The sequence below is a fragment of the Algoriphagus limi genome (assembly GCF_024919275.1).
Lineage (GTDB): Bacteria > Bacteroidota > Bacteroidia > Cytophagales > Cyclobacteriaceae > Algoriphagus > Algoriphagus limi.
The window spans coordinates 664,469-690,197 of sequence record NZ_JANWGH010000003.1; the positions used below are offsets into that span (position 1 = coordinate 664,469).

Consider the following 25,729-nt stretch of genomic DNA (forward strand, 5'->3'; position numbering starts at 1 on the left):
ATTTTGTTGTTGATTACACAAGGTAATCTAATAAAATGGGGTGTGCAATGGGGTGTTAAAAATTGATATTTAGGTTTATTCTGCTTTACCCAAGTTTCAAAAAATATTTCAAAATAGGCTAAAAACAATCATTTTGGAGCAATTTCAGTAAATTTAAATAAAATAGGTTTGAATCCCTTCCTCTCTGCGAAAACCGACTTTAGAGATAGAGTCGGTTTTTTTGTTTAATACTCAAAATTAAAAATATGGGATGAGAAACCTCGGGTTCGAAATCGACCAAAGGGAGATTCGCGAGGGGCTGTGCGGCATGCCTGCGCCTACGAGCAATCCCTTCCTCTCTGCATAAAAAAGCCAATCTTTGTATAAGATTGGCTTTTTGCTTTTGCAAGTTTCTATTAAAGATTCAACCAATAAGTCATCTTAAAGACAATGGCCCTGGATTTGGAAGGTCCAAACTCGATAAACCCATCGGGGTTCATTTCCGCGAGGTAATTATCCGTGTAAACGAGGAAAATATCCGATACTGGTGCAAATCGCCACTGTAATCTTGAATTGATGTTTACATTGTCGATTTGACTATTGTATTGGACAAAGGTGGTCCAAAACAATTTTTTACTGAAAGTAAAGTCGAATCTAGGACCGATAAGAAACAGGTTGGAATCATTGTAGGGCCTTGGAAGCCGGATTCGATTGAAGGCAAAATCTATGCTGGTGAAGCCTAGAGGCTGGTATCTCCACTGCACGCTGCCTTCAAGATTGATTCTTGTTCCGTTGAAATATTCCCCAGATCGAGTACTTAGATTAAAGGAGAGTTTCTTCCGTTCATCTGATTCGTAGCGAGCGATGATCACATCATTCGTGTATTCTGTATTGGCGGGCAAAGGAAGTCCATCCGTTCCACTTGGATCAAACCCATTGAACAAATACGTGTATTGCCTTCTCAGACGAAATGAAAATCGAGCTGATGACTTCCAAAAAATATCGTAAAGCAGGTTCACATCCCAATCCAGGAATCCGTAGGTGTCATTTCCCACCATGTCAAAATCAAACCCAGGTCCATGACGCTGAATGCCACCTTGGGAAGGAAAAAAGCTTCGTCGGTAGGTCATAGCCAATTGTCGGATGTCCGTTCTACGGACAAAACCCACCTCAGGGGCATAATTCGCGCCAACCGCTTGAGATCGCATTTCTAAGGACCATTGCGGAACACTGTATTGCAGCTCGATCCCTGCCGCAAAAGCACTATCTACAGCTACCTGATTGATATTGCGGTGATAAAAGAACTTCCCGGTAATTCGGTTGTCAGCAGATGCCAAATTATAATCCACCCCAAAGGTTCTATCCCAGGCATTGTACAAACTGTCAGAATATTCTTCTGGGCTTTGGAATGTTTGTTTGTTGACAAAAAAGGCAGAAATATTGGAGCGTGCGAAAACCTTTTGCTGAAGAGAAACCATGGAATAGTTGTAGGATGGTAAACTCGCAGCTTGATCATCCGCTACTTGCATACTCAAAATTCCGACTCGCAAATTATCATTGGCTTTTCCACTCACTCTCGCACCAAAGGGGATAGCGGATTCAATATTTTGACCGGTGCTTTCATCCCGAGAAACACCTATTCTTCTACTGAAAAAAGGTCGTGTACCTCTATTTCCATAATTTGAAAAGAGGTCGGCATTTTCAAGGAAAAACTGTCGTCTTTCCGGAAAGAAGATTTCAAAACGATCTAGATTGGTGACCTGTTGGTCAACTTCTACTTGGGAAAAATCAGGGTTGACAGTTAAGTCTAAGTTCAGACCGGGAGTAATCCCATATTTGATATCAAACCCTGCGTTAAAGCCATGGTTGGGTTCCGTATTTGTTTCAAAGTTTCTACCGGAGTTTGCAGAAATGTATGGGATGAAGGATAGGTTTTTTCCACTTCTTTTGGTGGGTTCCTCCCAGCTTGCTTCCTTCAAAGCTGCAAGATTAAAGAGAGTGAAATTTCTTGAAATTGGTGCCCAGGTAGATCTTTCGGCACTTTCACTATCGATTCGGTAAAAATTAATATTCCAGGAAGTTTGTCCCTCATTGAATCGAAGAGTGTTTAAAGGAATTGCCATTTCGGCTACCCAATATCCTTTATATTGTTTGGCTTCACCTCTCCACACATTATCCCAATCCAGACTGAAAGAACTTTCACCGGTTCCTCCATTTGCAACCAAACCCTCTCTTCGAACTCCGAAAGGATTGATTCCGAATGTGAAAGCATTTGTTCTGTCCTGAAATGTGTCGAAAATAACGGTGAAATTATCATTGGCAGCTCCCCGAAAATCTCTTCGTAAAGAGGGAGTCACATATTCTCTATCTACATTTTCACTATATAAAATACCTAGTACGTATATGTTTTTATCATCAAAAAGAACTTTTGCCACCGATTGGTTGACCGCCAGGGAGGAGTCAAATGGGAAATATTGCATCCAATTGTAGGCTGAATCTGCCATGCTCCAAGCATCATCAATTACCCCATCAATTTCGATTGGGGTATCCACCCTTTTGAAAAGAATGTCCTGGGCATAAAGGCTGCTGATGAGCAAAGTGAACCCAATTAGAAGTAGACTTTTCCTTAGCATAGTGCAAAATTAGGCTTACTCTCCGGGAGTAGAATGGGATTTATATTAGCGGTCTGAAATTGACCAACAGGGAATTAAACCTGGGTTTCCAAAAAGGGTTTTCTGAATAAGAGTTTTTTATGTAAGCGGGGTTGGTACTATGTTTTGTCCAAAAAAATAAGCTACTCTAGATTGCCTGCTTTTCCTTTTTACTCCAAGTCAATAAGCCTACGGTGATTAGGATAAGAATAGTCCCGATCCAATCCATTCCCAAGAAGCTGACCTCCAACCAAAAAACTGCCGTCAGAGCTGCCGATAGTGGCTCCACGCTACAAAGTAAACTTGCCGTATTAGCCCCAATAATCGAGACAGATCGCAAAAAGAAATAAAAGGCTAGGACGGTTCCAAACAGGATGATATAACCAAAAGCCAGAAATGTTCCTGAATCCCAAGAGCCAGAAATAGCCCAAGGCTGTGTTATCAGAGAAAATGAAACACCTCCAATCAACATTCCCCAACCTGTGATGGCTGCTGGAGAGAAAGTTCGTAATAGACCTACCGGTTGAATGGTATAAAATGCCAAGGCAATTGCTGAAAGAATTCCCCAGAACAAAGCTTCTTTGGAAATTACCAAGACTTCTAGGGAACCATGGGTGACTAGCAAAAATGTTCCCGATAATGCTAAAATCAAGGCTCCATATTCAGCAAGAATAGGCCATTTTCTATTTTTGATTGCATAAAATCCTACGACAAAGACAGGACCTATGTATTGGAGAATGGTCGCTGTGGCTGCGTTGGAAAGCGAAATGCTATAGAAGTAAGTAAACTGCACGGCCACCATTCCTACTATTCCGAATAGCAAAATTTGAAGGATGTCCTTGGGCTTTCTCCAAACTGATAGAGCGGCTTTCTTTTCCTGTGTGAAGGAAAATAAAATCAAAATTATTCCGCCTAAAATCATTCTCCATGTGACCAGCCAAGCAGGATCAAGATTTTTTTGTTCGAAAAGATATTGGGCACAAGTGCCTGAAATTCCCCAAAAAATCGCAGAAGAAAGCGCCATGAGAATCCCGGGAACTTTCTGATAGGAGGTGGCTTGAATCATGCTGGATTAAATTCAAGCGAAGATATTCATGGTTTTGGATTTTTGGATAGGGCAACTCAAAAATCAAGGACTCATTTGTAAAAAAGTCACTTTCAGCTAATTTCAGGTGAAATTCTTAAGCTTATGAGAAATTATTTCTTCCTCTATTTGATCCTAGCGGTCATCATTGCATCCTGTGGACCATCGAACAAATCCGATGATTTGGAAGCTAATGATCAAAGCTCTTCATCGGTTATGGAGGAGCAGGTTCAGATGATTCCTATTCAAACTCCTTCTGGAGAATTTAAGGTTTGGACTCAGCGAATTGGAGAGAACCCAAGCATGAAAGTACTCCTGCTTCATGGAGGACCTGGAATGTCTCATTTGCAGTATGGTAATTTTAAAGATTACTTTCCTGAAGAAGGCATTGAGTTCATTTGGTATGATCAATTGGGTTCTGCACTTTCAGATCAGCCCGATGATTCTACACTTTGGACGATTGAACGATTTGTGGATGAAGTGGAGCAGGTTCGTCAAGCTTTGGGCTTGAATAAGGACAACTTTTACCTTTTAGGACAATCTTGGGGTGGAATGCTTGGGATGGAATATGCCTTTAAGCATCAGGAAAACCTCAAAGGCCTTATTATTTGTAACATGATGTCCAGCTTGGATGAGTATGAAAATTATGCAAAGGAGGTATTAGGCCCTCAAATGCCGGAGGAGGTTTTTTCCGAACTGATGGAAATCGAAAAAAATGGTGATTTTGAAAATCCCAGATATATGGAACTCCTTTCAGAGCACCATTATCCCTATCACTTTTTGAGGATGAACCCTTCGGAATGGCCAGAGGAAATTAACCGCATGATGGAGCTGGTAAACCCTAATGTATATGTGTATATGCAAGGTCACAGCGAATTTGGAATCACGCCAGGAGCTAGCTTAAAAGGCTGGGATGTTCGAGATCAATTAAAAGATATCACTGTTCCGACTTTGGTAGTGGGAGCTACGCATGATACCATGGACCCTACACACATGGAATGGATGTCAAAGGAAGCGGCAAATGGACGATTTTTGCTATGTCCTAATGGTAGCCATTTGAGCCAATACGATGATCCCGAACACTTTTTCCCGGGCGTGATTCAGTTTATCAAAGATGTGGATTCTGCTGAGTTTTAAAGGCAGTTAATCTTTAATAACAATCAGGGTTAAGAGTTCATATAAGCTCTGATTAAGTCATCAAAGGCTGGTAGTGTCGCATCGTCGTGGGTTTGGATAAACTGGTGAAACTGCATGAATCCGTAGATATAGGGATTGTTTGAAACGGTGTTGTAGTTTTTGTCAAAATATTCTTCCACTGTCATTCCTTTTGGAACAGGATTCGGTAAAATGGAGATAATATGCTGTGCAAATTGGTAGCATGCAGAGAGTTCAGAATCGGCACCATGCTTTCTCCACCATTGCATTCCCACTTGATTGGCAAACAATTCATTTTTATAGGATCCTTTTTCATCTCCTTTGACAAAAAACTGAACCCCATGACCCAATTCGTGAGCTAAATAAAACCCATTGAAAAATAGTCCAAAAAGCCGCTTCCCTTCTGCTTCTGAACCTCCCATTTGTTGAAAGAAACCGACTGAATCCTTGCTTAGCTGATCATAAAAAGGAAGATTGACGGTTTTGGTAGCAGGATCAAAGAAAACCAAAGCGGGAGTTGTGTTGATAATGACCTTTACATCAAATGTTAATTTGGGATTGAGCTCATGGATATCTTGGACAAATGATTGGGTGATGGATGTGCCATCTTGAAGAAGTAGCTGAGTTTCTGAATAAGTCTTAAACCAGCCACTAGGAATTACATTGGACATTTTTAGAAAGTTGAAGTGAAAATTTTTTAATGAAAAAACTTAATGAGGATGAATTAGATTGATTTCCTCATACATAAGATTGATCAAGATTTAAAATATTGACTTTTTCGCTCGATACCTAGACTTATTTTTCAAATCGCTAGTTGGTGACTTTGGAGCCAAGGTTAAATCCTGAAGAAAATTCCTTTTCGGTAAAGGAAGTAGCACAACCCCCACATAGCTGCCAATGCACCTAGGGCAGCAATTAGACCTAGACTATGCTCTCCAACTCTCATCCAAGAAAAAACACCGGTAGTAAAAATCCCAACCGTTTTATTCATCCATCTTCCGAGCATTTCTGCAAAGAGATAGATGAAAATGGAATTCATCCCTACGATTAGAAAGGGGAAGATTCCTTTTCGGCGGTTTTTGACATCAATCCACCAGTAGAAGAAAGCCAAAGCGAGCAAAGCCCATCCACCCGATGCAAAGACAAAGGCAGTCGTACTGATTCGCTTAATGATTGGGGTGATGCCAGTCCAATCCAGTCCATATCCAATGATCAGCCCAGTTAGTCCTGCAATTACAAATGATTTGATTTTAGAGTTGGAGGGTTTGTTGGAAAGTAAAATGTTACCACAGATAGCTCCCCAAATGGTATGAGCTGCTGTCGGGATACAATTAATAGCAACCCATCCACCCTTATTGATTTTGCCCATCAATAGCATATCCGTGTAGTTGCCGAAATTGCTTCCATGCTCAAAAGGAACTTCAGGATTATAGCTTCGATATAAAATTTCCGTTAAGGCCAAAAGACCTAATGAGACACCTAATTGGACTTTCCAGCCTTTATCCAAAAGGAAGTAAGTGACCAAAATGGTAAATGAGAGTTGGGTCAATACATTCCAAAGTTCAAACACCATTTTTCCGGCATAGACGCAGTGCAATCCCGTTCCAAACAAAAATAAAATGAGACTTCGCTTGAGAATGTGGAGCGTGATATGGCTATGGTTTTCTGCTAAGGCCATTCGCTTATTGAGAGAAAAAGGCATAGCCACACCGACTATAAACATGAAAAATGGCTGGATCAAATCCCAAAAGCGCAAACCATTCCACTCGTGATGAGTGAATTGAAGGAAAAAGGAATGAAGGGAATTTCCCTCAGGGAAAAGTTCTAGAAAAGCTTCATAAACCCAAGCTGCTTCGGCAACTAACAGGAACATGGTTAAACCACGATAAACGTCTAAGGAAACAAGTCGTTGGGTGGGAGAAGGTGAGATACTTGTTGTCATTATTTTGGGTGTATTCTTCCAATTTAAAAAAATGTCTTGAAAAGGGAGAATACAGAATTAAGAGGAAAAGGAGCCTGTAGAAATTCCTGAATCAAAGGAGTTCCAAAATCGCTATGTAATGCGAAATAGTGCCTCCCAGAACAAAAAGATGCCAAATGGCATGGTAAAAGGGTTTCTGGCTTTTTACATAAAAATAGACGCCAATGGTGTAGGATAAACCTCCAGCTGCAATCCAGAAAAGACTTTGAATACTCAGTTGTTCGATTACATCTTGGATGAAAAAGACGGCTAACCAACCCATAGTCAAGTAGATGACGACAGAAAGAGTTTTGAATTTTCCTGTAAAAAAGATCTTAAAGAAGGTTCCGATTAGCACAGAGCCCCAAATAATGGAAAGGATTATAAGTGCTGGTTTTGGTTTTAGGATAGTTAAAACCATCGGTGAATAGGTCCCAGCTATTAAGAAGTAAATGGAAATATGGTCCCAAACTTGAAGCTTGGATTTCAGGCTTGGATTGACTGCGGCGTGGTAAGCGGTTGAGAAGCTATAAACCATTAGCACACCCAAGCAAAAAGCTAATACACCAAGGAAAATTCCTAAGGAATCAAGCATCCAGGATTTTTGAATTAACAATGGAATTCCTACCAAAGCCAGGACTAATCCAAATCCATGGGAAAGGGTATTTGCTCGTTCTTCCTGAGGTGTTTGGGGTCTTTTTTTCATTCCTTAAAGTCAAAAAACTAAGCTTAACCTTTTCCAATCGGAAGGTTATTCCGGCTCCATTCGCTCCAGGAACCTACATAGAGTTTGGGAATTTCCAAACCTGCCAAGTCCATGGCTAATAAGGTGTGACAAGCAGAAACACCGGAACCGCAATGAACAATGATATTTTCTTGAGGAGTATTGCCTAAAACCTCCTGATACATCTGTCGAAGTTTTTCAGGCTTTAAAAAATTACCAGATTCATCCATGTTTTCAGTTAGAGGAATATTTATCGCTCCCGGGATATGGCCCGCTATCAAATCAATGGGCTCTTGCACTCCTCGATATCGTTCAGCAGATCGCACGTCAATTACGATATGGTCAGGTTTTCCCGTATTTCCTTTCACTTCTTCCATAGAAGCTATAGGTAATCCCCATTTTTCGGCAGGATAGGATGGTTTCGGTTTTGTTTCGGTCAAGCCTTTTTCAAATGGGTAACCAACTTTCTCTGCGGCTTGAATTCCACCCTCTAGTACTTGTATTTTTTCATGTCCCAATGCTCGAAGCATCCACCAAAATCGGGCTGCTGAATTGGCTCCATTCTGATCATCATAAACAACCACATGCGAATGTGGGTCTATCCCCAATTTTCCCAAGACATTACAAAAATCATGAATAGTAGGAAGGGGATGACGGCCTCCATCTGCCAAGTTTTCCTTGATGTCAGCCAATTCCAAATTGGGATCAACGAATACAGCCCCTTTCAAATGCCCATTTTCAAAAACCTCTTTTGGATTTTGGCTGTTTCTAGCATCTACTAATACAAAATTCTCTTCCTGAGAAAGTTGAAGCAGTTCATTTGGGCTGATAATCGGTGACATGAGTAAATCAATAGGTGTCTTGTAAAGCTAAAGATTTGAAGTTTTAAAAAACAAAAAATCCCACTTGTTATCAAGTGGGATTTTAGAATTTAGGGTAATTGAATTAGTTCAATTGACTTTTAAACTGCTCCATTTTTTGATCTACTTGTGTATCGATAGGGAAAGTCACTTTGATAGATTCCCAAGCCATTGTTACTAGCGCGGTTTTGTTGTCATTGGCTGAAATGGTGTAAACCAAACGCTCGGTATTTCCACCTCTTTCAGTTGTCGCCTTGAAAGACACCAAGTCATCTTTTGCTAGGGCTTCCTCATCGATTTTTCCATCTTTCATATAGTTATAGATCCAAACTCCCTTACTATTGATATGAACTGTCCAGTCACCACTCTCAGTAGGGGTCATGAAAATAGAATACTTTCCGGCCCGTACGTTTTTTCCAGCAATTGAAACGTCAGTACTAAGCTCAATGGTAGTCTGAAGATTGGCTCCTGCTCTCCAAGTCACATCCCATTTTTCAATATCTCCAAAAATCTGTCTCCCTCGGACAGCAGGGGATGAAAAGTCGATGCTGATTTTGGTGAATCCCACTACTTGTGAGACAGAAGCGGCAGGGCTCAAAGCTGGAGTTTGTAATTGAGCAAAAGCTGAAAGGCTACATGCGAAGATTAACAAAGCGGTTAATGCGAATAGTTTTGTGTGTTTCATTTGTTAAAGGATTTGGGTTATAAGTTTCAAAACAAACTAGTCTTCTTGAAAGAAGTTTGGTTAAACCCGAAATATACATTAGACTTCTTATTACGAGTCCAAATCGCTTCAAAATCAATCGCTTTGCTGCATTTAGCTCAATCACCGTAGCGGTGCTATGCTTCATTCGCTAAATGCTTGATTTTATTGCGATTTGATCTCTCATTACAGATTCTAATGCATAATCCGGGTTAAAGCCAAAAAAAGAAACCGAGTCAATCAACTCGGTTTCTAATTGAAATCTATTTCGAATTATTTAGCATTAAAGGTAATGCCAGCAATAATAAACGTGCCTAATTCTGCACTTTGAGGTTTGCTCAAAATGTAAATCTTTTGATTTCCATTTCCTGCCTCAGCAGTCATCGGGATGGTAGCCTGCCCATACATAATAGGCATGTTTGGATCTCTTTCTACTGGACCTTGAGTGTAAGTTCCAGAACCTACCAATTCACCGGTTGGGCTACCCAATCGGATTTCGAAATCCACTGGAGTTTCGATTGGTTCTTGAGAAGCCACTGTGAAGGTTACAGATCCAATTCCTGTCAAGTCAAAGGCTGGAAGTGAGAAGTGAGCAGCATCTCCAGGAACCATCAATAGGTTTCTTCCCCCGAAGCTCATGCTTGTAAAGCCATTGAAATCGGATGCCATTCCAGGATCGACGCTGTTAGCCATCAATACCAAAGAAGCACTTCCTGTCAATGGTTTAATGTTGGTTCCTCCATCATCGGAATAGGAAGCATTAATCATCAAGGCTCCATTTGGAGAAGGAGTTTTACCCATTGTTGGGTCCAAAGTTCCTTTCGCTGGAAGACTTGGTTTCTGCTCACCTTTCAAAGAGAAGATGTAAGCGATCAAAGCATTCAAATCAGAATCTTTGATGTCTGGGTTAGCTGGCATGGCAGTTTCTCCCCAAACGCCGCCACCACCATTTTTGATTTTGTCCATCAAGTAGGCACGGTCACGGGTTCTATATTTTTTGGCTACTTCGGTGTAAGCAGGACCAATTGAAGCTTCACTTTCTTTGTGACAAGTCTTACAGGTTAATGCTTGTACCAAAGCTTTTCCTGTCATTGCTTCGCTCATCACTTTGTGGCCCATGTCAGCCTCAGCTTGATCATATCCTTCGATGTAATCCGCTGCTACATAGAGCTTGCTCATATCATCCGTGGAGTGATCTTCGTCAGTGACAGTTACCTCATAAGAAACACGCTTTCCAGGGAAATAGAAGGATTGATTGCCCTCTACCTTAATGTTGACATCTGGTGCACTGTTACCAGCATAAACCAATGCCTTTGGACTTTCGCTTGTTAATCCAGCAGGATCGGAAGGAGTCACAGTGATTTCGTACTCTCCAATCTGATCAAAGGTAGTGGTCAAGGTAGGTCCATCCGTTTTTTCGGTTTTTCCATTTCCTAGGTTCCAAGTGTAGCTGATAGGGTCGCCTTCAGGATCGGAAGCTTCAGCTGTAAGCGTTACAGTCAATGGAAGAACACCAGAAGATTTATCTACATTAATTGCGGTAACCACAGGAGGTCGGTTTCCACCATTGAAATCAATTCGGGAAAGACCGGAATCGATGTTTTTGCTGAACCAGCCATTTCCATATTCCAGAACGTAGATTTTTCCATCTGGTCCCATCTCCATATCGATCAGGGCATTAAACTTAGTTCCAGGCATGAATGGCTCCATTTTGGAGAAGTCTCCATTCTCTTCCATGGTTACTACTTTAACCCAACCTCTTACCCAGTCATAGATAAAGAGTTTTCCATCGAAATAATCCGGGAATCGAGTATCAGCAGGATACAAATCTGAATAATAAACCGGTCCAGCCATGGCATTTCTACCACCTGTACCCACTTGAGGGAAGTCAGGAGAATTGTCATAAGGATACCAAATAAATGCTGGCTGCGCAGGTGGCAAGGTCTTAATGCCAGTGTTGTTTGGTGAATTGTTTACTGGTCCAGCAGGGTCAAATGCAGGTCCAGTTTCTCCTGTTTCGTAGTTGAATTCTCTGTAGGCATAATTGTTTCCTACAAAATACGGCCATCCGAAATTACCTGCCTGACGAGCCTGATTGACTTCGTCATAGCCTTTTGGTCCTTTTACATCCAGAGAGTCCGCACGCGCATCTGGACCAACTTCACCCCAATACAAGAATCCTGTTTTCTGGTCAATTGAGATACGATAAGGGTTTCTGTTTCCTTGTACGTAGATCTCAGGGCGGGTAGCTTCTGTTCCTTCCGGATACAAGTTTCCTTTTGGAATGGTATAGCTGCCATCCTCATTTACTTTGATTCGAAGGATTTTTCCCCGAAGGTCATTGGAGTTTCCTGAGCTTCGAAGAGCATCCCACTGACTTCTTCCTTCACGTCCATCCAATGGAGCATAGCCATTTAACGTATATCGAGACTCATATTGGTTAAATGGAGTGGAGTTATCACCAGTGGAAAGGAATAGGTTTCCGTCTTTGTCAAATGCAATGGAACCACCGGTGTGACAACAGATATATCGGTCAGAAGCTACGTCCAAAATCACTGTTTCTGAACTCATATCCCAAACTCCGTCTTTGAAAACGAAACGGGAAAGTCTGTTAATTTCTTCATCTCCAGCTGGAGCATAGTAAACGAATACATAGTTGTTTTGAGCGTAATTAGGATCTTTTTGGAGTCCCATCACACCTTCTTCTGCATTCACTCCACGAATACCACTTTGCCAATAAACGTCAAGCTTGGCTACTTCGCGTAATTCATTTTTTTCATTGTCCCACAAGATGATCTCACCTCTTCTTTGTGCGATCAAAATGTCCAAGTTTGGTAAAACTGTCATCTCTGTTGGCTCGGTAAATTCCCCAACAGAAAGCATGGTTTTGGTAAATCTATTTTCCTCTGGAGTACGCTTTTGCTTGGCTTTACTGTAGTCAAGCACTCTATTGTCTCCAATTGCATATTGGATTCCAGCTAACAAGTGCTTCAGGAAGTTTTCCTCTTGGAAAGATTCCTTAGTATGGCCTCCGCCAGTGTAAAATGCACGACCTCCATCATAATCATGGTACCAAGCGATTGGATGCTCACCCATATCCATTCCTCCTTTATAGGAGTCCTCATCTAGCATGAGCAATTTGGTAGTCTGTGGATTTACCTCCTTGTAAGAATACCATTCATCGGTACGCTCCCAAGGGTCTGGTAAAAAGTCAACAGATGGATGCTTTTCTCCAGTTTTATGGATTACACCCGGCTGAACATTTGGGTTTGGATCGTTGATTCCAGGATGGTCAGCGAAGTAACCGCCTACCAATTTCCCGTACCAACCCCATTCATATTCGGTATCAGCTGCAGCATGAATACCAACATACCCACCTCCTGATTGGATGTAGCGCTCAAAATCCGCCTCTTGGTAGTGGTCTAGAACATCTCCTGTAGTACTCAACCAGATTACAGCAGCGTATTTTTCTAGGTTTTCTTCATTGATGTCAGCGGCATCCTCGGTAGCATCCACTTCAAATCCATTTTCAGCTCCCAGCTTCTCGATAGCTGCGATTCCGTCAGGAATGGATTCGTGATGGAATCCCGCCGTTTTGTGGAATACTAGGACTTTTGGATTTCCTTTTCGTTTGTTCGAACAGGATGAAAAAAACAAAGCTCCCACCACAAAAAGAAGCAGTAAGGCTCGAAGGTTTTTTAGGTTAATGATAGTATTCATGAATCAGAATTTTTTTCAAATTAGGTAATTCTCAAAATTGCGCAGCTAAATAACTGAAATTCGGTGATTATTGATGATAAAAAGCTCTATTTTTTCATTTTGAAACAATAAATATGGATATTTCCTATCGATTCTTAATCACCACTTAGACCCAATTGCCATGAAGGTTTCCAAAACAAAAATTCTAACCCTAGCCACTGCCGTTATTTTCTTTGCCTGTGAGAAAAATGAAACACAGGAAAAAAGTATTGGTAGTGATGTAATCATTTTGACTCAGTCTCAAGGTTCAACCCTAGGTTATTCCAAGTCTTCTGGTGTTCAATTAATCCAGGAAAACGGCCTTTATTTCAAAGACTTAAATAAAAATGGAGCATTGGATGCCTACGAGGATTGGAGATTGACGACAGAAGATCGGGCAAAGGACCTCGCTTCAAAAATGTCCAAAGAACAAATAGCCGGTTTGATGCTTTACAGTTCGCATCAGGCAATTCCTGCAAACCCGCAGGGTTTTGGGGCAGGTACTTATGGAGGAAAGCCAATCACAGAAAGTGGAGTGCCTACTTCCAGTATTTCTGATCAGCAAAAGCAGTTTTTGGAGGAGGATAATCTTCGACATGTATTAATCACTCAAGTGGAGAGTCCGAAGATTGCCGCTGAATGGAATAATAATGTGCAGGCCTTCGTGGAAGGCTTGGGTTTAGGAATTCCTGCAAATAACAGTTCAGATCCTCGTCATGGTCCTGTAGCGAATACGGAGTACAATGCAGGTTCGGGAGGACAAATCTCCATGTGGCCGGAATCTTTGGGTTTGGCAGCTACGTTTGATCCCCAATTGGTGGAGCGTTTTGGAGAAGTGGCTTCTATGGAGTACCGGGCTTTAGGAATCTCAACAGCCCTTTCTCCTCAAATTGATTTGGGGACAGAACCGCGCTGGAATCGAATCAAGGGTACTTTTGGTGAGGATTCAAGACTTTCCGCTGATATGGCAAGAGCTTATGTAGATGGATTTCAAACTTCTAAAGGTGAAGCTGAAATCGCTGGAGGCTGGGGCTATCATAGTGTCAACGCCATGGTGAAGCACTGGCCTAGTGGAGGTCCTGAAGAAGGTGGACGAGATGGGCATTTTGCCTACGGAAAATTTGCGGTTTATCCGGGAAATAACTTCGAAGAGCATTTAGTACCATTTACCGAGGGAGCTTTCAAACTTTCAGGTCCGACCAAATCTGCCACCGCAGTAATGCCGTATTATACCATTTCTTTTGGTCAGGATTCTGTGGCGAATGGCTACTCCAAATATTTGATCACGGATTTACTTCGAAATACCTATGGCTATGATGGAGTGGTTTGTACGGATTGGTTGGTTACTGGGGATGAAGGTCCGCAACCAGAAATTTTTGCAGGAAAACCTTGGGGAATGGAAGCTAGCACAATTGCAGAACGTCATTATCAAGTGTTGATGGCTGGAGGAGATCAGTTTGGTGGGAATAATGATAAGATTCCAGTGTTGGCGGCTTTTGAAATGATGGAGGGAGAAATGGGAGCTGAAGCTGCTCGGGCTAGAATTGAACAATCGGCGGTCCGTTTGCTTCGGAATATTTTCAATGCAGGGTTATTTGAAAATCCATATTTGGAACCTGAAAAAAGCCAAGAGTTTGTTGGAAATCCTGATTTGATGAAGGAAGGCTATGAAGCTCAAATGAAATCTGTGGTCCTTTTGAAGAATAAAGAGCAGGTACTTCCAATCCGTGAAAAGAAGAAAGTGTTTATTCCTCAAAAATATATTCCTTCCACTACGAATTGGTGGGGAATAAAAAGTGAGGCTAAATGGGTGGATGCTGTTAATTTGGGAATCGCTTCCAAGTACGTGGAATTGGTAGGAACCCCTGAGGAGGCTGATATGGCTTTTGTTTTTGTTAATAGTCCTGAATCCGGTACTGGATATGATCCGGCTGATCGAGCTAAAGGAGGGAATGGTTATGTTCCTATTTCTCTTCAATACGAGCCTTACACCGCAACATTAGCTCGTGAGCAAAGTATGGCAGCAGGCGATCCCGTAATTGCTCCTGAAATCACCAATCGAAGCTATAAAGGAAAGCAGGTAGAAACTGCCAACAATCAGGATTTGAAGACCATTCTGGAGACCAAATCCCAAATGAATGGTAAGCCGGTAATCGTGATTGTCAATGCGGCGAACCCTATGGTCATGGCTGAATTTGAAAAAGAAGTTGATGGGATTCTCTTCCATTTCGGAGTGCAGGATCAGGTTGTTTTTGATTTGTTGACCGGAAATGCAGAGCCTTCAGCCTTACTTCCTGTCCAATTGCCTGCTTCCATGGAGACTGTGGAGACACAATTTGAAGATGTGCCTCATGATATGGAAGTTCACGTAGACGAATTTGGGAATGCCTATGATTTTGCCTTTGGACTAAATTGGTCTGGGAAAATTCAGGATGAGCGTGTAGAAAAGTATTCGAAGAATTAAATAGATGATTCAGCCCCTTCATTCAGATTTAAAAATGAAGGGGTTGATTTTAAATCACTCTTGCTCCCTCGCTGATTTCGACTTGGATAAAGGAAGGAGCTTTTCCAAATTTCTTTTCATAAGAAGGAGCTATTGCATATTTAAATGCCTCAATGCTCCCTTTTTTAATCAAATTGATGGTACAGCCTCCAAAGCCTCCTCCCATCATTCTTGCTCCTAAAACACCTGAAAATTCAAAAGCTTTTTGCGCTAAGAAATCCAACTCGGGGCAACTCACTTCAAAATCTTGACTGAGACTTTGATGTGATTTTTTGAGTAACTCACCAAATAGCTCTAAGCGATTTTCTCTCAAAGCAGATGAAGCTTCTAAAACCCGCCCGCATTCAGAAATGACATGCTTGGCTTTAGGGAAAAGGGGTTCTGGAAGAATTTGTTGGACTTCTTCAAGTTGGGAAACCTTCAAATCCCGTAATGTTATGATTTCTGGAAAATAGGGTGTCAAAAGCATTACACTTTCTTCACAAGCTGCTCTCCGCTGATTGTAGGCAGAATCCGCTAAGGAATGCTTGACATTGGAGTTTACCAGCAAGAAGCAATATTCTCCCAAATCCAGAGAGACTTCTTCATGTTGATTGACTCGGCAATCCAATAGTAAGGCTGTATTTTCTTTCCCAAAAGCAGAGGCATAGGGGTCCATGATTCCACAGTTGACTCCAGCATATTGGTGCTCTGATTTTTGAGCGTAGCGGGCTATGGATAATTTGCTCAAATTAAATTCAAATAAAGCCGAAAGTGCTGTCCCAATTGAAACCGAAAGAGCCGCTGAAGAAGATAAGCCAGCGCCCACTGGGATATTACCTCCGATCACCATATCAAAGCCTTCAAACTTGTATCCGGCTTGATGTAATTGCGCTAAAAAGCCCATCACATAGGTGCTCCAATGTCCTTTTTTGGGAGAAAATGCCTTCCAATCAAAAGTTGCTGATTCCTCAAAATCGAGGGAAAATAAACGACAATAGGGGAGTTGATTTTTTTGAACTCCAACCCAAATTCCAAACTGAACTGCCGCTGGAAAAACAAATCCTTCCTGATAGTCGGTATGTTCCCCGATGAGGTTGATTCGTCCTGGAGCAAAAGCAATGAGAGGCTCCGTTTCAAAATGATTTTTAAAACTGGATCGAATTTGGGCTTCCATCAGATAGGGATAGCGTTGAACTCCTAGGAATTCTAATTTAAATGGATCGTTGGGAGGACTTTCTAGGAACCAAAGTCGTATCCAAGACAATGGAAATTGGATCGTCAGAAACCAATCCATCCAGTTGGTCCAGAAGGTGGCTAACTGCCAATTTACCCATTTCGTATCCAGGCTGGGATACGGTAGTTAAAGGTGGCTCAACTACACCGGATGTCGGATTATTGGTAAAGCCAGCCAAAGCAATCTGCTCAGGAACTTTTATTCCTACGCTTTTCCAATAGGTCAACACATCTACTGCCAATGGATCAATCATACAGAAAACACCGTCTGGTAGCGGATTCATAGCAGCGATTTCTTTGGCTATTCGGATATTGTCAGCTTCAGTAAGATCGGTGACTTTGATGAAATCCGGATTTTCCTCAATTCCATATTCACGAAGTGCTTTCAAATAACCCTCTTTCCGCTTTTTGGAAATATAAAGGTCCTCTGGACCGGAAACATAAACAATGGATCTGCAGCCGGTTTCCAATAAGTGATTGGTAACCTGATAAGCTCCACCGGCATCGTTGAAAGTTACTTTGGAAACAGGAATATCTTCATGAACACGGTCAAAAAGTACAAAAGGAATTTCGCGATTGTATAGCTCAAAAAGGTGCTCATAGTGATTGGTTTCCCTACTGAGGGAAATCATCAAGGCGTCTACTTGAGAAGCAACCAAGGTTTTAATGTTGGCGATTTCCTGATCGATGGATTCATTGGATTGGCAAATCATGACATTGTAGCCACGCTTATTGGCAAAGTCCTGAATACCACTGATACAGGATGCGAAAAAGTGAGAGGTAATCTCAGGAACAATCACACCGAGTGTTTTGGTGCGACTGATTCGAAGGCTTTGAGCAAGTAAATTGGGCTGATAGTTCATCTCCTTCGCCGTTTCCACGATTTTCCTTTTGGTTTCTTCGTGGAGCTCTGGAGAATCCTTTAATGCTCTGGAAACAGTCGAGACGGAAACCCCCAATTTTTTGGCAATTTCCTTCATGGTGACCTGATGTCCTTTTTTCATGCGTACTTAGTTTTGGCCCGAAATGGGATAAATCCAACGATGATAGAATTACCAATTTTCAGCGTAAAAGGTTTGAATTTCAGTAAATTCTATGCGCTGTTGTTGGCAATATTGCAAAGTTTTTTCGAAATCCTATTATTCCTGGTAAACTGTAAACAAAACCGTTTCTCCAACGGCCTGTAAAGGACGCTTATCAATCAGGCCCATATTGTCCTGATGTGTATGATGATAATGTCCAAATCCATATTGAGGACTAAACTCAATAATGTCGATCATGGGGATTTGGGCATATTCATTGACAAAAAGGTGGTCGTCAAGAATTTCAGGAGAATCCTGTGGGATGAAGAAGGAAGAATGTCCCAATTGGGCGGCATGATCCCAGACTTTTTTCAATATCCCGGAAGCATAGCGTCTCGAGTAACCTTCCCGATAGAAGCGAGCTCCTTTTGCTCCGACCAAGTCAACTAGGATTCCGTAATAGGCAGAGTAATTTGGAACATGTTTGTTTTTGGACCAGTGTTGGGACCCCAGACACCACCAAATTTGAGAATTATCCCGAACCGTAGCTCTTTCAGGCTCTCCATCATCTTCTCCATCAAACAAAATAATGTCAATTCCTACCTCAGGCTTCAGTTCCTGACTTCCAATCACTCGGGCAATTTCCATCAATACCCCAACGCCAGAACCTCCATCGTTAGCTCCATCAATCGCCTCCTCCAATCGTTCGGTGTCCTTATCGGCAATTCGCCGTGTGTCCCAATGAGCAGCAAGAAGGATACGTTTTTTCGCATCAGGATTATATGAAGCGATGATATTGGTCAAATCCCAAGTTTGTTTGTCATAGGTAGTAGCTTGAAATTCCTGAGTTTGAACATTCCAGTTCCAGGATTCAAGTTTGGAAATGATCCAATCCTTCGTAGCGGCATGTCCACTTGTTCCCGGTACACGAGGTCCAAAATCCACTTGCTTCTGAATAAAAGCATAGGCCGAATCCGAGCTAAAAGCTGGATAGGGTTTGATCTCAACCTGAGGGCTCGTGCTGTCCGTCTTTTTCTCGGAAGAACAAGCACCTACGAAAAGAAGAATTACTAGAATCCAGATACTATTCTTCATAAGCCCAGTCAATTCGGTCTTTCATATCTTTCACCACAAATCCCATATCCTTCAATCCGGCGCGGATTTCATCCACTTTGACATAATCGCGGGCAGTTTTTGCTTCGCTGTAAAGTTTCAGCAATAACTCTATCATGGATCCTTGATTGTCGCTTTTCTCTTCGATCAAGCCCAAGATGTCCGTCACGAAGGTGATATATGTATTTTTCAGCTTTTCAAAAACTTCTTCACCTAATGCAGCACTGTTCAATTGTCCGGTGAAAATGGAATTGATCTTTTTGAGCAAGTTGAAGAGATGACCAATTGCTTGCGCGGTGTTGAAATCATCGTCCATCGCTCGGTAGGCATTGGTAATACTGGACTCTATCTGCTGAATTTGCTTTTCATCCAATGCAATGGAATCATCAGCCTGATATTCTAATAGCTGAGCTGTGCGCAACCCATTGATCATTTTTTTGTAGCCCTTCTGCGCTGCCTTCAAGGCCTCGTTTGAAAAGTCCAAAGTAGACCGATAATGTGCAGTAAGCATAAAATAACGAATGGTCATGGGACTGTAGGCTTGTTCCAGAAGCTTATGGTTTCCAGTGAACAGTTCCTGAAGGGTAATGAAGTTGCCCAGAGATTTACCCATCTTCTGTCCGTTGATGGTGATCATGTTATTATGCATCCAGTATCGGGCAGGGTCCTGATGATTGCATGCATTTCCTTGTGCAATTTCACATTCGTGATGAGGGAACATTAAGTCCATCCCGCCCCCATGAATATCAAATTGAGTTCCCAGATATTTGGAGCTCATGGCTGTACACTCTAAATGCCATCCTGGAAATCCCAAGCCCCAAGGAGAATCCCATTTCATCAAATGCTCAGGGGCAGCTTTTTTCCAAAGTGCAAAATCAACGGAATTCCGCTTTTCACCTTGTCCATCCAAATCACGGGTTCCACTGATTAACTCATCCAAAACCCTTCCTGAAAGCTTTCCATACTGGTAGCTTTGATTGTATTTGAGTACATCAAAATACACTGAGCCGTTAACCTCGTAGGCCAAACCTTCTTTAAGGATTGCTTCCACCAATGCAATTTGCTCTGGAATATGACCTGTTGCCCGCGGTTCAATACTAGGTTTCCAGGTATTGAGAAGGGCCATGTCTCGATGATAAGTATCCGTGTATTGTTGGGCTACTTCCATAGGCTCGAGTTGCTCGAGTTTGGCTTTTTTGGCGATTTTATCCTCACCTTCATCCGCATCTCCTGTGAGGTGACCTACGTCGGTAATGTTCCGAACATAGCGAACCCGATAGCCCAAATGGGTCAAATATCGATTAACAGTATCGAAAGTGACAGCAGGTCGGGCATGGCCTAAATGTGCATCCCCATAAACTGTCGGACCGCAGACATACATTCCCACAAAGGGAGGATTGATGGCTTGAAATACTTCTTTTTCCCTGGAAAGGGTATTGTAGAGTTTGAGGTTATGCGACTTCATAAGTCTTCAAAAGTACGAATTACGAATTATGAAACACGATGTAGGTATGATCTGGTTTCAATCACCGCGCAAAATAGCGGAAAAATGGGGGAGATTGAAGTTAAAAATGGTGAGTCCTTGACGAAAAACACATGAGCTTCTAAGGAGGAAATAGAATTCATCTTAATCAAGACATTCTAAAAAAGAAAAACCTCTGGCTTTTATCACCAGAGGTCTTGCTTCTAAAATCTTACTGCTTTTAGGCAAACATCAATTTACCTTTAGGTTTTGGGATTTCCCTCCCCATTTTTTTAGCAGTTTCAATCCATTCTTGAATTACAAGCTCAACATTTTGAAGGGCTTCTAAATAACTAGCTCCATCGGCAGCACAGCCAGCAAGTTCTGGAACTTCTGCAATGAATGCTTCATCAGTATCGCTCCAGTAAATAATAATTTCGTATCGCGGATCAGTCTTCACTTTTTTTTAGGCTTAATTGATATTTCAATATAAGTAATCTTACTTGTTTTACTTGATAAGGTTTTGCCTTACCATTCTTTTCTTGAAGATTAAGGATTTCTTCCACATCTTCTTTGCTAAATATGTGGTGACTACCTTTTATTCTTTCCGAAAAACCAAAAATCAAAATCAACTTCCTTAATTCTCTAAAGGTAATGTTACTATCTGAGCTTCCTGAGAGGATTTTGGCTATTAGTTTTTCATACTTGCCCATAGCCTAATTTAATCTATTTTTTGAATTTGTTATTTAATATCGTAGTCGATTTTTGCCATAAAAAAACCTCCGATTCCATTGGAACCGGAGGTCTTTGAAATGCTAAGACAAGACCTTCGAGGTTTTCAAAACCTCAAAGGTCAGTCCATTAATGTTTGAAGTGTCTCACTCCGGTCATCACCATACTCATGCCATTTGCATCGCAGTAATCAATGCTATCCTGATCTTTGATAGATCCGCCTGGCTGAACTACTGCAGTGATTCCTGCTTCGTCTGCAATTTCCACGCAATCTGGGAATGGGAAGAAGGCATCAGATGCCATAACTGCTCCATCCAAATCAAATCCAAATTCCTTAGCCTTTAGAATGGCTTGCTTTAGAGCGTCTACTCGGGAAGTTTGACCAACTCCGGAAGCAAATAGCTGCGAATCGTTACTTAGGACAATGGTATTGGATTTGGTGTGCTTGCAGACTTTTGCTGCAAATACCAAAGCATCCATTTCTTTTTCTGTAGGAGCCACTTTGGTCACTACTTTAAAATCTTCCTTGCTTTCAGTAGCCAAATCCTTGTCTTGCTCAATCACTCCGTTGAGAAGGGTTTTGATCATTTTGGTACCTGGCAAAGCCATTTTTTGGCGGAGCAAGATTCTGTTCTTCTTGCCTTTCAAAATCTGAAGTGCTTCCTCAGTAAAATCTGGAGCAATCAAAACTTCGAAGAATAGGCTGTGCATTTCTTTTGCGGCTTCTTCATCGACTGTTCGGTTGGTTACCAAAACCCCTCCAAATGCAGAAATGGTGTCGGCAGCAAAGGCTTTTTGGTAAGCATGTTTCACACTGTCTGCTGTAGCACAACCACAGGCATTGGTGTGCTTCAAAATTGCGAATGCAGTTTGATCAGGGAATTCAGCGATCAAATTCACTGCTGCATCTATATCCACCAAGTTGTTGTAGGAAAGCTCTTTTCCGTTCAATTGATCAAAAAGCTCGTCCAAATCTCCATAGAAATGAGCTGATTGGTGAGGGTTCTCTCCATAGCGAAGTGCCTTGGCTTTGTTTTCGGAAACCTTCAAAGCAGGGATATTTTCGCTTTGATTGAAATAATTGAAAATATGCGTGTCGTAATGGGAAGAAACCTGGAATGCCTGAGCTGCAAAATAGCGCCGGTCCTCAAGGGTTGTTCCTCCGTCTTGAGACTCTAGTTTTGCTTCCAAATCTCCATATTGATCTTTGGATGCTACAATGACAACGTCCTTGAAGTTTTTAGCTGCAGCTCGGATTAAGGATATTCCGCCAATGTCGATTTTCTCAATAATATCGGCTTCAGATGCTCCTGATGCTACTGTTTCCTCGAATGGATACAAGTCTACAATTACCAAATCAATAGCAGGAATATCAAATTCAGCCGCTTGGGACACATCCCCTTCATTTTCTCTTCTGTACAAAATACCGCCGAATACCTTTGGGTGGAGGGTCTTTACTCTACCTCCAAAAATGGAAGGATAGCTTGTAAGTTCCTCAACAGGAATGACTTCAGCTCCTTGTTCTTCGATGAATTTCTGAGTTCCACCGGTAGAGTAGATTTTTACTCCATGCTTTTTGAGGAGGGCAATGATAGGTTCGAGATTGTCTTTGTAAAAGACGGAAATGAGTGCAGATTGAATTTTTTTGACAGCCATTTTTTAGATGGATAGGTGAAAATTGCAAGAAGTTGCAAAGGTAGAAAAAAAGGGGAGAAGGCAGAGGAAAAATTAGGCTTAATCAGCTCTTTCTTTAGGTTTTAAACCAAGATTCATTTTCGTAATCTCGATACTTTGACTTACGCTCCCGATTCCAAATAATCAAGTGTGTTTGATCCCGCTGTACAAATCGATAGCCGAATAGATGGAGGATGGGTTTTGCTAAAAATCTTGCTATCCGAAGATCCACAATCATGGAGTCTTTTTCCTCAGATGTCCATCGCACTCCAGGAAGCCAGGTGATGATTTGATCTAGTTTGTTTTTTCTAAGAAATGCAGAAATCTTTAAAAATATCTCAGGAGTTTTTCGGATTAGAAAAAAACCATCTTCTCCTTTTGATTGATAAAGCGGCATGAAGATTTGGGTGTTTTTGTGAGCAAAAATGTCTTCATTACCGTATACGGCAAGCTTTTCTCCTTTTTTGACTCCCCGGAAACTTTCAAAACCCGGCATCATTTGGAAGGGGATTTTTTGGTTGACATGAAATCTGAATATGATTTCATAGAAGTGCTCATAGGGCCCGTATTTCTTTCCCCAAAATTCTAAATGTTGGTTCACATTCATGTCTGCTTCAGAACAGGCACCTGAAAAAGCCAAGGCAAGCTGAATAAAAATCTCATGATTATAGACCGAAATCGGATCTTTATGCTGCCCAGCTTCAAATCCAAAGGAAACATAGCCGAGATCATTGATATAGGAAAGAACAGGCCCCTCGATATACTCCTCTATTCCCAAAATGAGCGGCACGGGAAATAAATTGGCAAAATTTCGATTGATTAGGCTGTCATTGACAGGAATAAAAGGAATGGACTGGCTGGAGGTGGTATGCAGATCAAAAAAATATAGTGGGCCGGATTGGTGAGCAATGATTTCCTGAATCAGGTCGTGCAATTCCACAAATTGTTCCTCGTCCTCATTGCTAGGAGTGAAATGACCATGATCCAAGGCCTCGACATTTTTCTTGGTCCAAAGTCGATTGAGGTCTTTTTTTTGAAATCGTTCCTTCCGTTTTAAAGCCCAAAGATTCCCGGCAATGGCTGTGATTTTGCCTTTTAGGGGGATTTTTTCATCCCGGATTTTCTGGATGATATTTTTCAATGCATAAACCCCAGATGGTTCATTTCCATGAATTCCACCAAAAAAAATCAGTTGAGGTCCCGGCATTTCACCCTCCAATTGATCAATGATTCGATCAATTGCAATTTCTTCTAGTTCGACTTGGGGATGGTCTTTATGCACTTTTAAAATTTTCCAGATCTTTTAATGTAATGATCCCTACCAAATGGGTATTATGAACCACGGGTAAGCATCCTATATTGTGTTGCTTCAATTGCTCAATGGCATGGTGAATGGTGTTGGATGGGTGTGTGTAAATCACCTCCTTCACCATGATGTCTTTGGCTTGTAATTGCGAAGCCGGGTCCTGAATTTCCTCCCAGTATTTTTGAAGATGGCGATAGGTAATTAGCCCAACCAGTCGCTCCCGATTATCTACCACCGGAAGATGATGGATATTATTCCATTTCATGAATTCCAAGGTGAGTCTAGCGGAATCCTCCGAATCGGCCGTGATCAAAGTGGTGGTCATGATATGTCCCACTTTATTTGCCTTGGTTTCGAATTCATGAAAATCATTCACATCCAGCCAATCAGGAATAGGCTTATCATCCTGCTGATTGCTATAGATTAATTGGGTCAAGGCCACCAAGGCATCATCTACCTTATGTTCCTTTTTTAGAATTCGGTAATTTTTCACCATCCATTGAGAGCCAGTTTGTTTTTGAACTCTGTTTTGGATGATCCCGAGGTATTTGGAAATGCTTTCTGATGGGACACCCATTTTTTTCAGACCTTCTTCTGCCATTGGGATGAATACCTCCAAAATAAGCTGATTAGCTGGCACTCTTTTGCCCATCCAGCTCATGCAGGTTTCATTTCCATACCGTGCTGCCCGAATGAAATTGGATTTGACTTCCTCAAATTCCATCAGCTTAGGCAAATCATCATAAACCTTAGGTCTTCCCTGCATCAAACCAGCCCAAAAGGCAAAATTTGCGATTTCATCTAATGTCGTCGGGCCAGCTGGAATGTATCGATTTTCTATACGAAGGTGGGGTTTACCATTAAATACACCATAGCAAGGCCTATTCCATCGATAGATTGTCCCGTTTTGAAGATTGAGTGCCTTGAGTTTCGGGATATTCCCTTTTTTGATTTCCTCCATGGCATTTTGCTCAATCTCCTTGGTGAGTAAAATCCGGAAACTGGAAATTTCTTTTTTGAAAAAGTCCACGATATTCCCTTTTACCCAGCCATTTCCAAATGATACTCGCGCTTGTTTGGTTGTTTGGGCTTTGGACATCTTCCGGGTATCAATGCTTTGTTGGAAAAGCGCAATTCGGGTTTCATTCCAAAGCTCTTTTCCCATCAACATAGGAGAGTTTCCTGCTACGGCTAAAACCGGTCCCGAGATAGCCTGAGCCCAATTGTAAGCGGATTCAAAATCATCCGGCTCAATTTGCAAGTGCATTTGAAAGCTGGTATTGCAGGCTTCAAACATGACTGAATCATGTACAATAGACAATTCATCCACGCCTGTAAAAATCATCCGAAAATTCCCGCCCCGAGCTTTTTTCATCAATTCATTGAGCGCATAATAGCGGGGATTCTCGGTCATGTAGCTCAGGGATAGCTCATCGATAGAAATCGTGGGTAGAATTCCCGTAAGCAAAACCCGATCACCAAACTTTGAACTTACATCCTTTGCCCTTTGGATCAACTGCTTCAATTGGTTTTCCATTTTCTCGAAACAGTCCCCCTCAAAAAGTATGGGGTCTAAATTGATCTCGAGGTTATACTTGGCTAATTCGGTGGTGAAGTGAGCATCCTGGATTTGCTCCAAGATTTCAGAAGCTTGATTGGAGGGGCGTCCGTGATCGTTGATTAAGCAGAACTCCTGTTCTGCACCTATTCGAGTGATACCTTTTTCTAGAAGCTTGTTTTGTACTAAATAATCGAGTGCCTGAAGATCTTCTAAAAGATGGCTGATAAAAAGATTTCTTGCCTGTACATTGGCGTCTAAGCTGACTATGTGATCGCCCATTGATTTTA

Annotated in this window: 19 protein-coding genes; 2 read left to right on the forward strand and 17 right to left on the reverse strand. The window is 41.7% G+C overall.

Translation table 11 applies throughout. The features are described 5' to 3' along the window. Positions 1–395 precede the first annotated feature (395 nt). Together NY014_RS15115 and NY014_RS15120 are read right to left on the reverse strand one after the other, a co-directional pair. Positions 396–2,576 carry a carbohydrate binding family 9 domain-containing protein gene (locus NY014_RS15115; RefSeq protein ID WP_259415380.1) on the reverse strand — a complete coding sequence of 727 codons (2,181 nt, stop codon included), beginning with the start codon at positions 2,574–2,576 and terminating at the stop codon, positions 396–398. Positions 2,577–2,778: 202 nt separating this feature from the next. Next, positions 2,779–3,696, reverse strand: a complete 918-nt coding sequence (locus tag NY014_RS15120) for a DMT family transporter (RefSeq protein WP_259415381.1) — start codon at positions 3,694–3,696, stop codon at positions 2,779–2,781. Between the two features lie 123 nt (positions 3,697–3,819). Between NY014_RS15120 and NY014_RS15125 the strand changes: the two genes are divergently transcribed. Beyond that, positions 3,820–4,851: a proline iminopeptidase-family hydrolase gene (locus NY014_RS15125; protein WP_259415382.1), complete on the forward strand. Its 1,032-nt coding sequence runs from the start codon at positions 3,820–3,822 to the stop codon at positions 4,849–4,851. A 29-nt stretch (positions 4,852–4,880) separates the two neighbouring features. Here NY014_RS15125 and NY014_RS15130 read toward each other — a convergent pair whose 3' ends face one another. From NY014_RS15130 to NY014_RS15155, 6 genes are all read right to left on the reverse strand, one after another. Further along, positions 4,881–5,540 (reverse strand): hypothetical protein, encoded by a 660-nt coding sequence (locus NY014_RS15130; protein ID WP_259415383.1) that lies wholly within the window; start codon positions 5,538–5,540, stop codon positions 4,881–4,883. A gap of 164 nt (positions 5,541–5,704) precedes the next feature. Beyond that, positions 5,705–6,811, reverse strand: coding sequence for an acyltransferase family protein (locus NY014_RS15135; protein WP_259415384.1), 1,107 nt, complete (start codon positions 6,809–6,811; stop codon positions 5,705–5,707). A 91-nt stretch (positions 6,812–6,902) separates the two neighbouring features. After that, positions 6,903–7,535, reverse strand: a complete 633-nt coding sequence (gene trhA, locus NY014_RS15140; RefSeq protein WP_259415385.1) for a PAQR family membrane homeostasis protein TrhA — start codon at positions 7,533–7,535, stop codon at positions 6,903–6,905. Positions 7,536–7,558: 23 nt separating this feature from the next. Further along, the gene (locus NY014_RS15145; RefSeq protein ID WP_259415386.1) at positions 7,559–8,395 is read right to left on the reverse strand and encodes a sulfurtransferase; all 837 of its coding nucleotides are present in this window, start codon (positions 8,393–8,395) and stop codon (positions 7,559–7,561) included. A gap of 103 nt (positions 8,396–8,498) precedes the next feature. Then, on the reverse strand, positions 8,499–9,098 hold the full coding sequence (locus NY014_RS15150; RefSeq protein WP_259415387.1) for a DUF2911 domain-containing protein: 600 nt from the start codon (positions 9,096–9,098) through the stop codon (positions 8,499–8,501). A 291-nt stretch (positions 9,099–9,389) separates the two neighbouring features. Continuing rightward, positions 9,390–12,836, reverse strand: coding sequence for a ThuA domain-containing protein (locus tag NY014_RS15155; RefSeq protein ID WP_259415388.1), 3,447 nt, complete (start codon positions 12,834–12,836; stop codon positions 9,390–9,392). A gap of 160 nt (positions 12,837–12,996) precedes the next feature. On the opposite strand from NY014_RS15155, the gene NY014_RS15160 reads away from it, so the two are divergent. Further along, positions 12,997–15,318 (forward strand): glycoside hydrolase family 3 protein, encoded by a 2,322-nt coding sequence (locus tag NY014_RS15160; protein WP_259415389.1) that lies wholly within the window; start codon positions 12,997–12,999, stop codon positions 15,316–15,318. 49 nt (positions 15,319–15,367) lie between these two features. Here the strand turns inward: NY014_RS15160 and galK are convergent, their stop codons facing one another. From galK to NY014_RS15205, 9 genes are all read right to left on the reverse strand, one after another. Beyond that, positions 15,368–16,633, reverse strand: a complete 1,266-nt coding sequence (galK, locus tag NY014_RS15165) for a galactokinase (protein WP_259415390.1) — start codon at positions 16,631–16,633, stop codon at positions 15,368–15,370. Next, complete coding sequence (locus tag NY014_RS15170) at positions 16,551–17,576, reverse strand: LacI family DNA-binding transcriptional regulator (RefSeq protein WP_259415391.1); 1,026 nt, start codon at positions 17,574–17,576, stop codon at positions 16,551–16,553. Before NY014_RS15170 ends, galK begins: the two co-directional genes overlap by 83 nt. 135 nt (positions 17,577–17,711) lie before the next feature. Continuing rightward, positions 17,712–18,689 carry a M28 family peptidase gene (locus tag NY014_RS15175; RefSeq protein WP_259415392.1) on the reverse strand — a complete coding sequence of 326 codons (978 nt, stop codon included), beginning with the start codon at positions 18,687–18,689 and terminating at the stop codon, positions 17,712–17,714. After that, positions 18,679–20,172, reverse strand: coding sequence for a cysteine--tRNA ligase (gene cysS / locus NY014_RS15180; protein WP_259415393.1), 1,494 nt, complete (start codon positions 20,170–20,172; stop codon positions 18,679–18,681). The genes NY014_RS15175 and cysS overlap by 11 nt, the downstream gene beginning before the upstream one ends. A gap of 238 nt (positions 20,173–20,410) precedes the next feature. After that, positions 20,411–20,629 carry a type II toxin-antitoxin system HicB family antitoxin gene (locus tag NY014_RS15185; RefSeq protein ID WP_259415394.1) on the reverse strand — a complete coding sequence of 73 codons (219 nt, stop codon included), beginning with the start codon at positions 20,627–20,629 and terminating at the stop codon, positions 20,411–20,413. Further along, positions 20,619–20,882 carry a type II toxin-antitoxin system HicA family toxin gene (locus NY014_RS15190; RefSeq protein WP_259415395.1) on the reverse strand — a complete coding sequence of 88 codons (264 nt, stop codon included), beginning with the start codon at positions 20,880–20,882 and terminating at the stop codon, positions 20,619–20,621. Before NY014_RS15190 ends, NY014_RS15185 begins: the two co-directional genes overlap by 11 nt. Positions 20,883–21,030: 148 nt before the next feature. Next, entirely contained in the window at positions 21,031–22,557 is a 1,527-nt protein-coding gene (gene purH / locus NY014_RS15195) for a bifunctional phosphoribosylaminoimidazolecarboxamide formyltransferase/IMP cyclohydrolase (protein ID WP_259415396.1), read from the reverse strand. A 94-nt stretch (positions 22,558–22,651) separates the two neighbouring features. Further along, on the reverse strand, positions 22,652–23,857 hold the full coding sequence (locus tag NY014_RS15200; protein WP_259415397.1) for a succinylglutamate desuccinylase/aspartoacylase family protein: 1,206 nt from the start codon (positions 23,855–23,857) through the stop codon (positions 22,652–22,654). Further along, the gene (locus NY014_RS15205) at positions 23,850–25,721 is read right to left on the reverse strand and encodes a CBS domain-containing protein (RefSeq protein ID WP_259415398.1); all 1,872 of its coding nucleotides are present in this window, start codon (positions 25,719–25,721) and stop codon (positions 23,850–23,852) included. The genes NY014_RS15200 and NY014_RS15205 overlap by 8 nt, the downstream gene beginning before the upstream one ends. Positions 25,722–25,729: the final 8 nt, after the last annotated feature.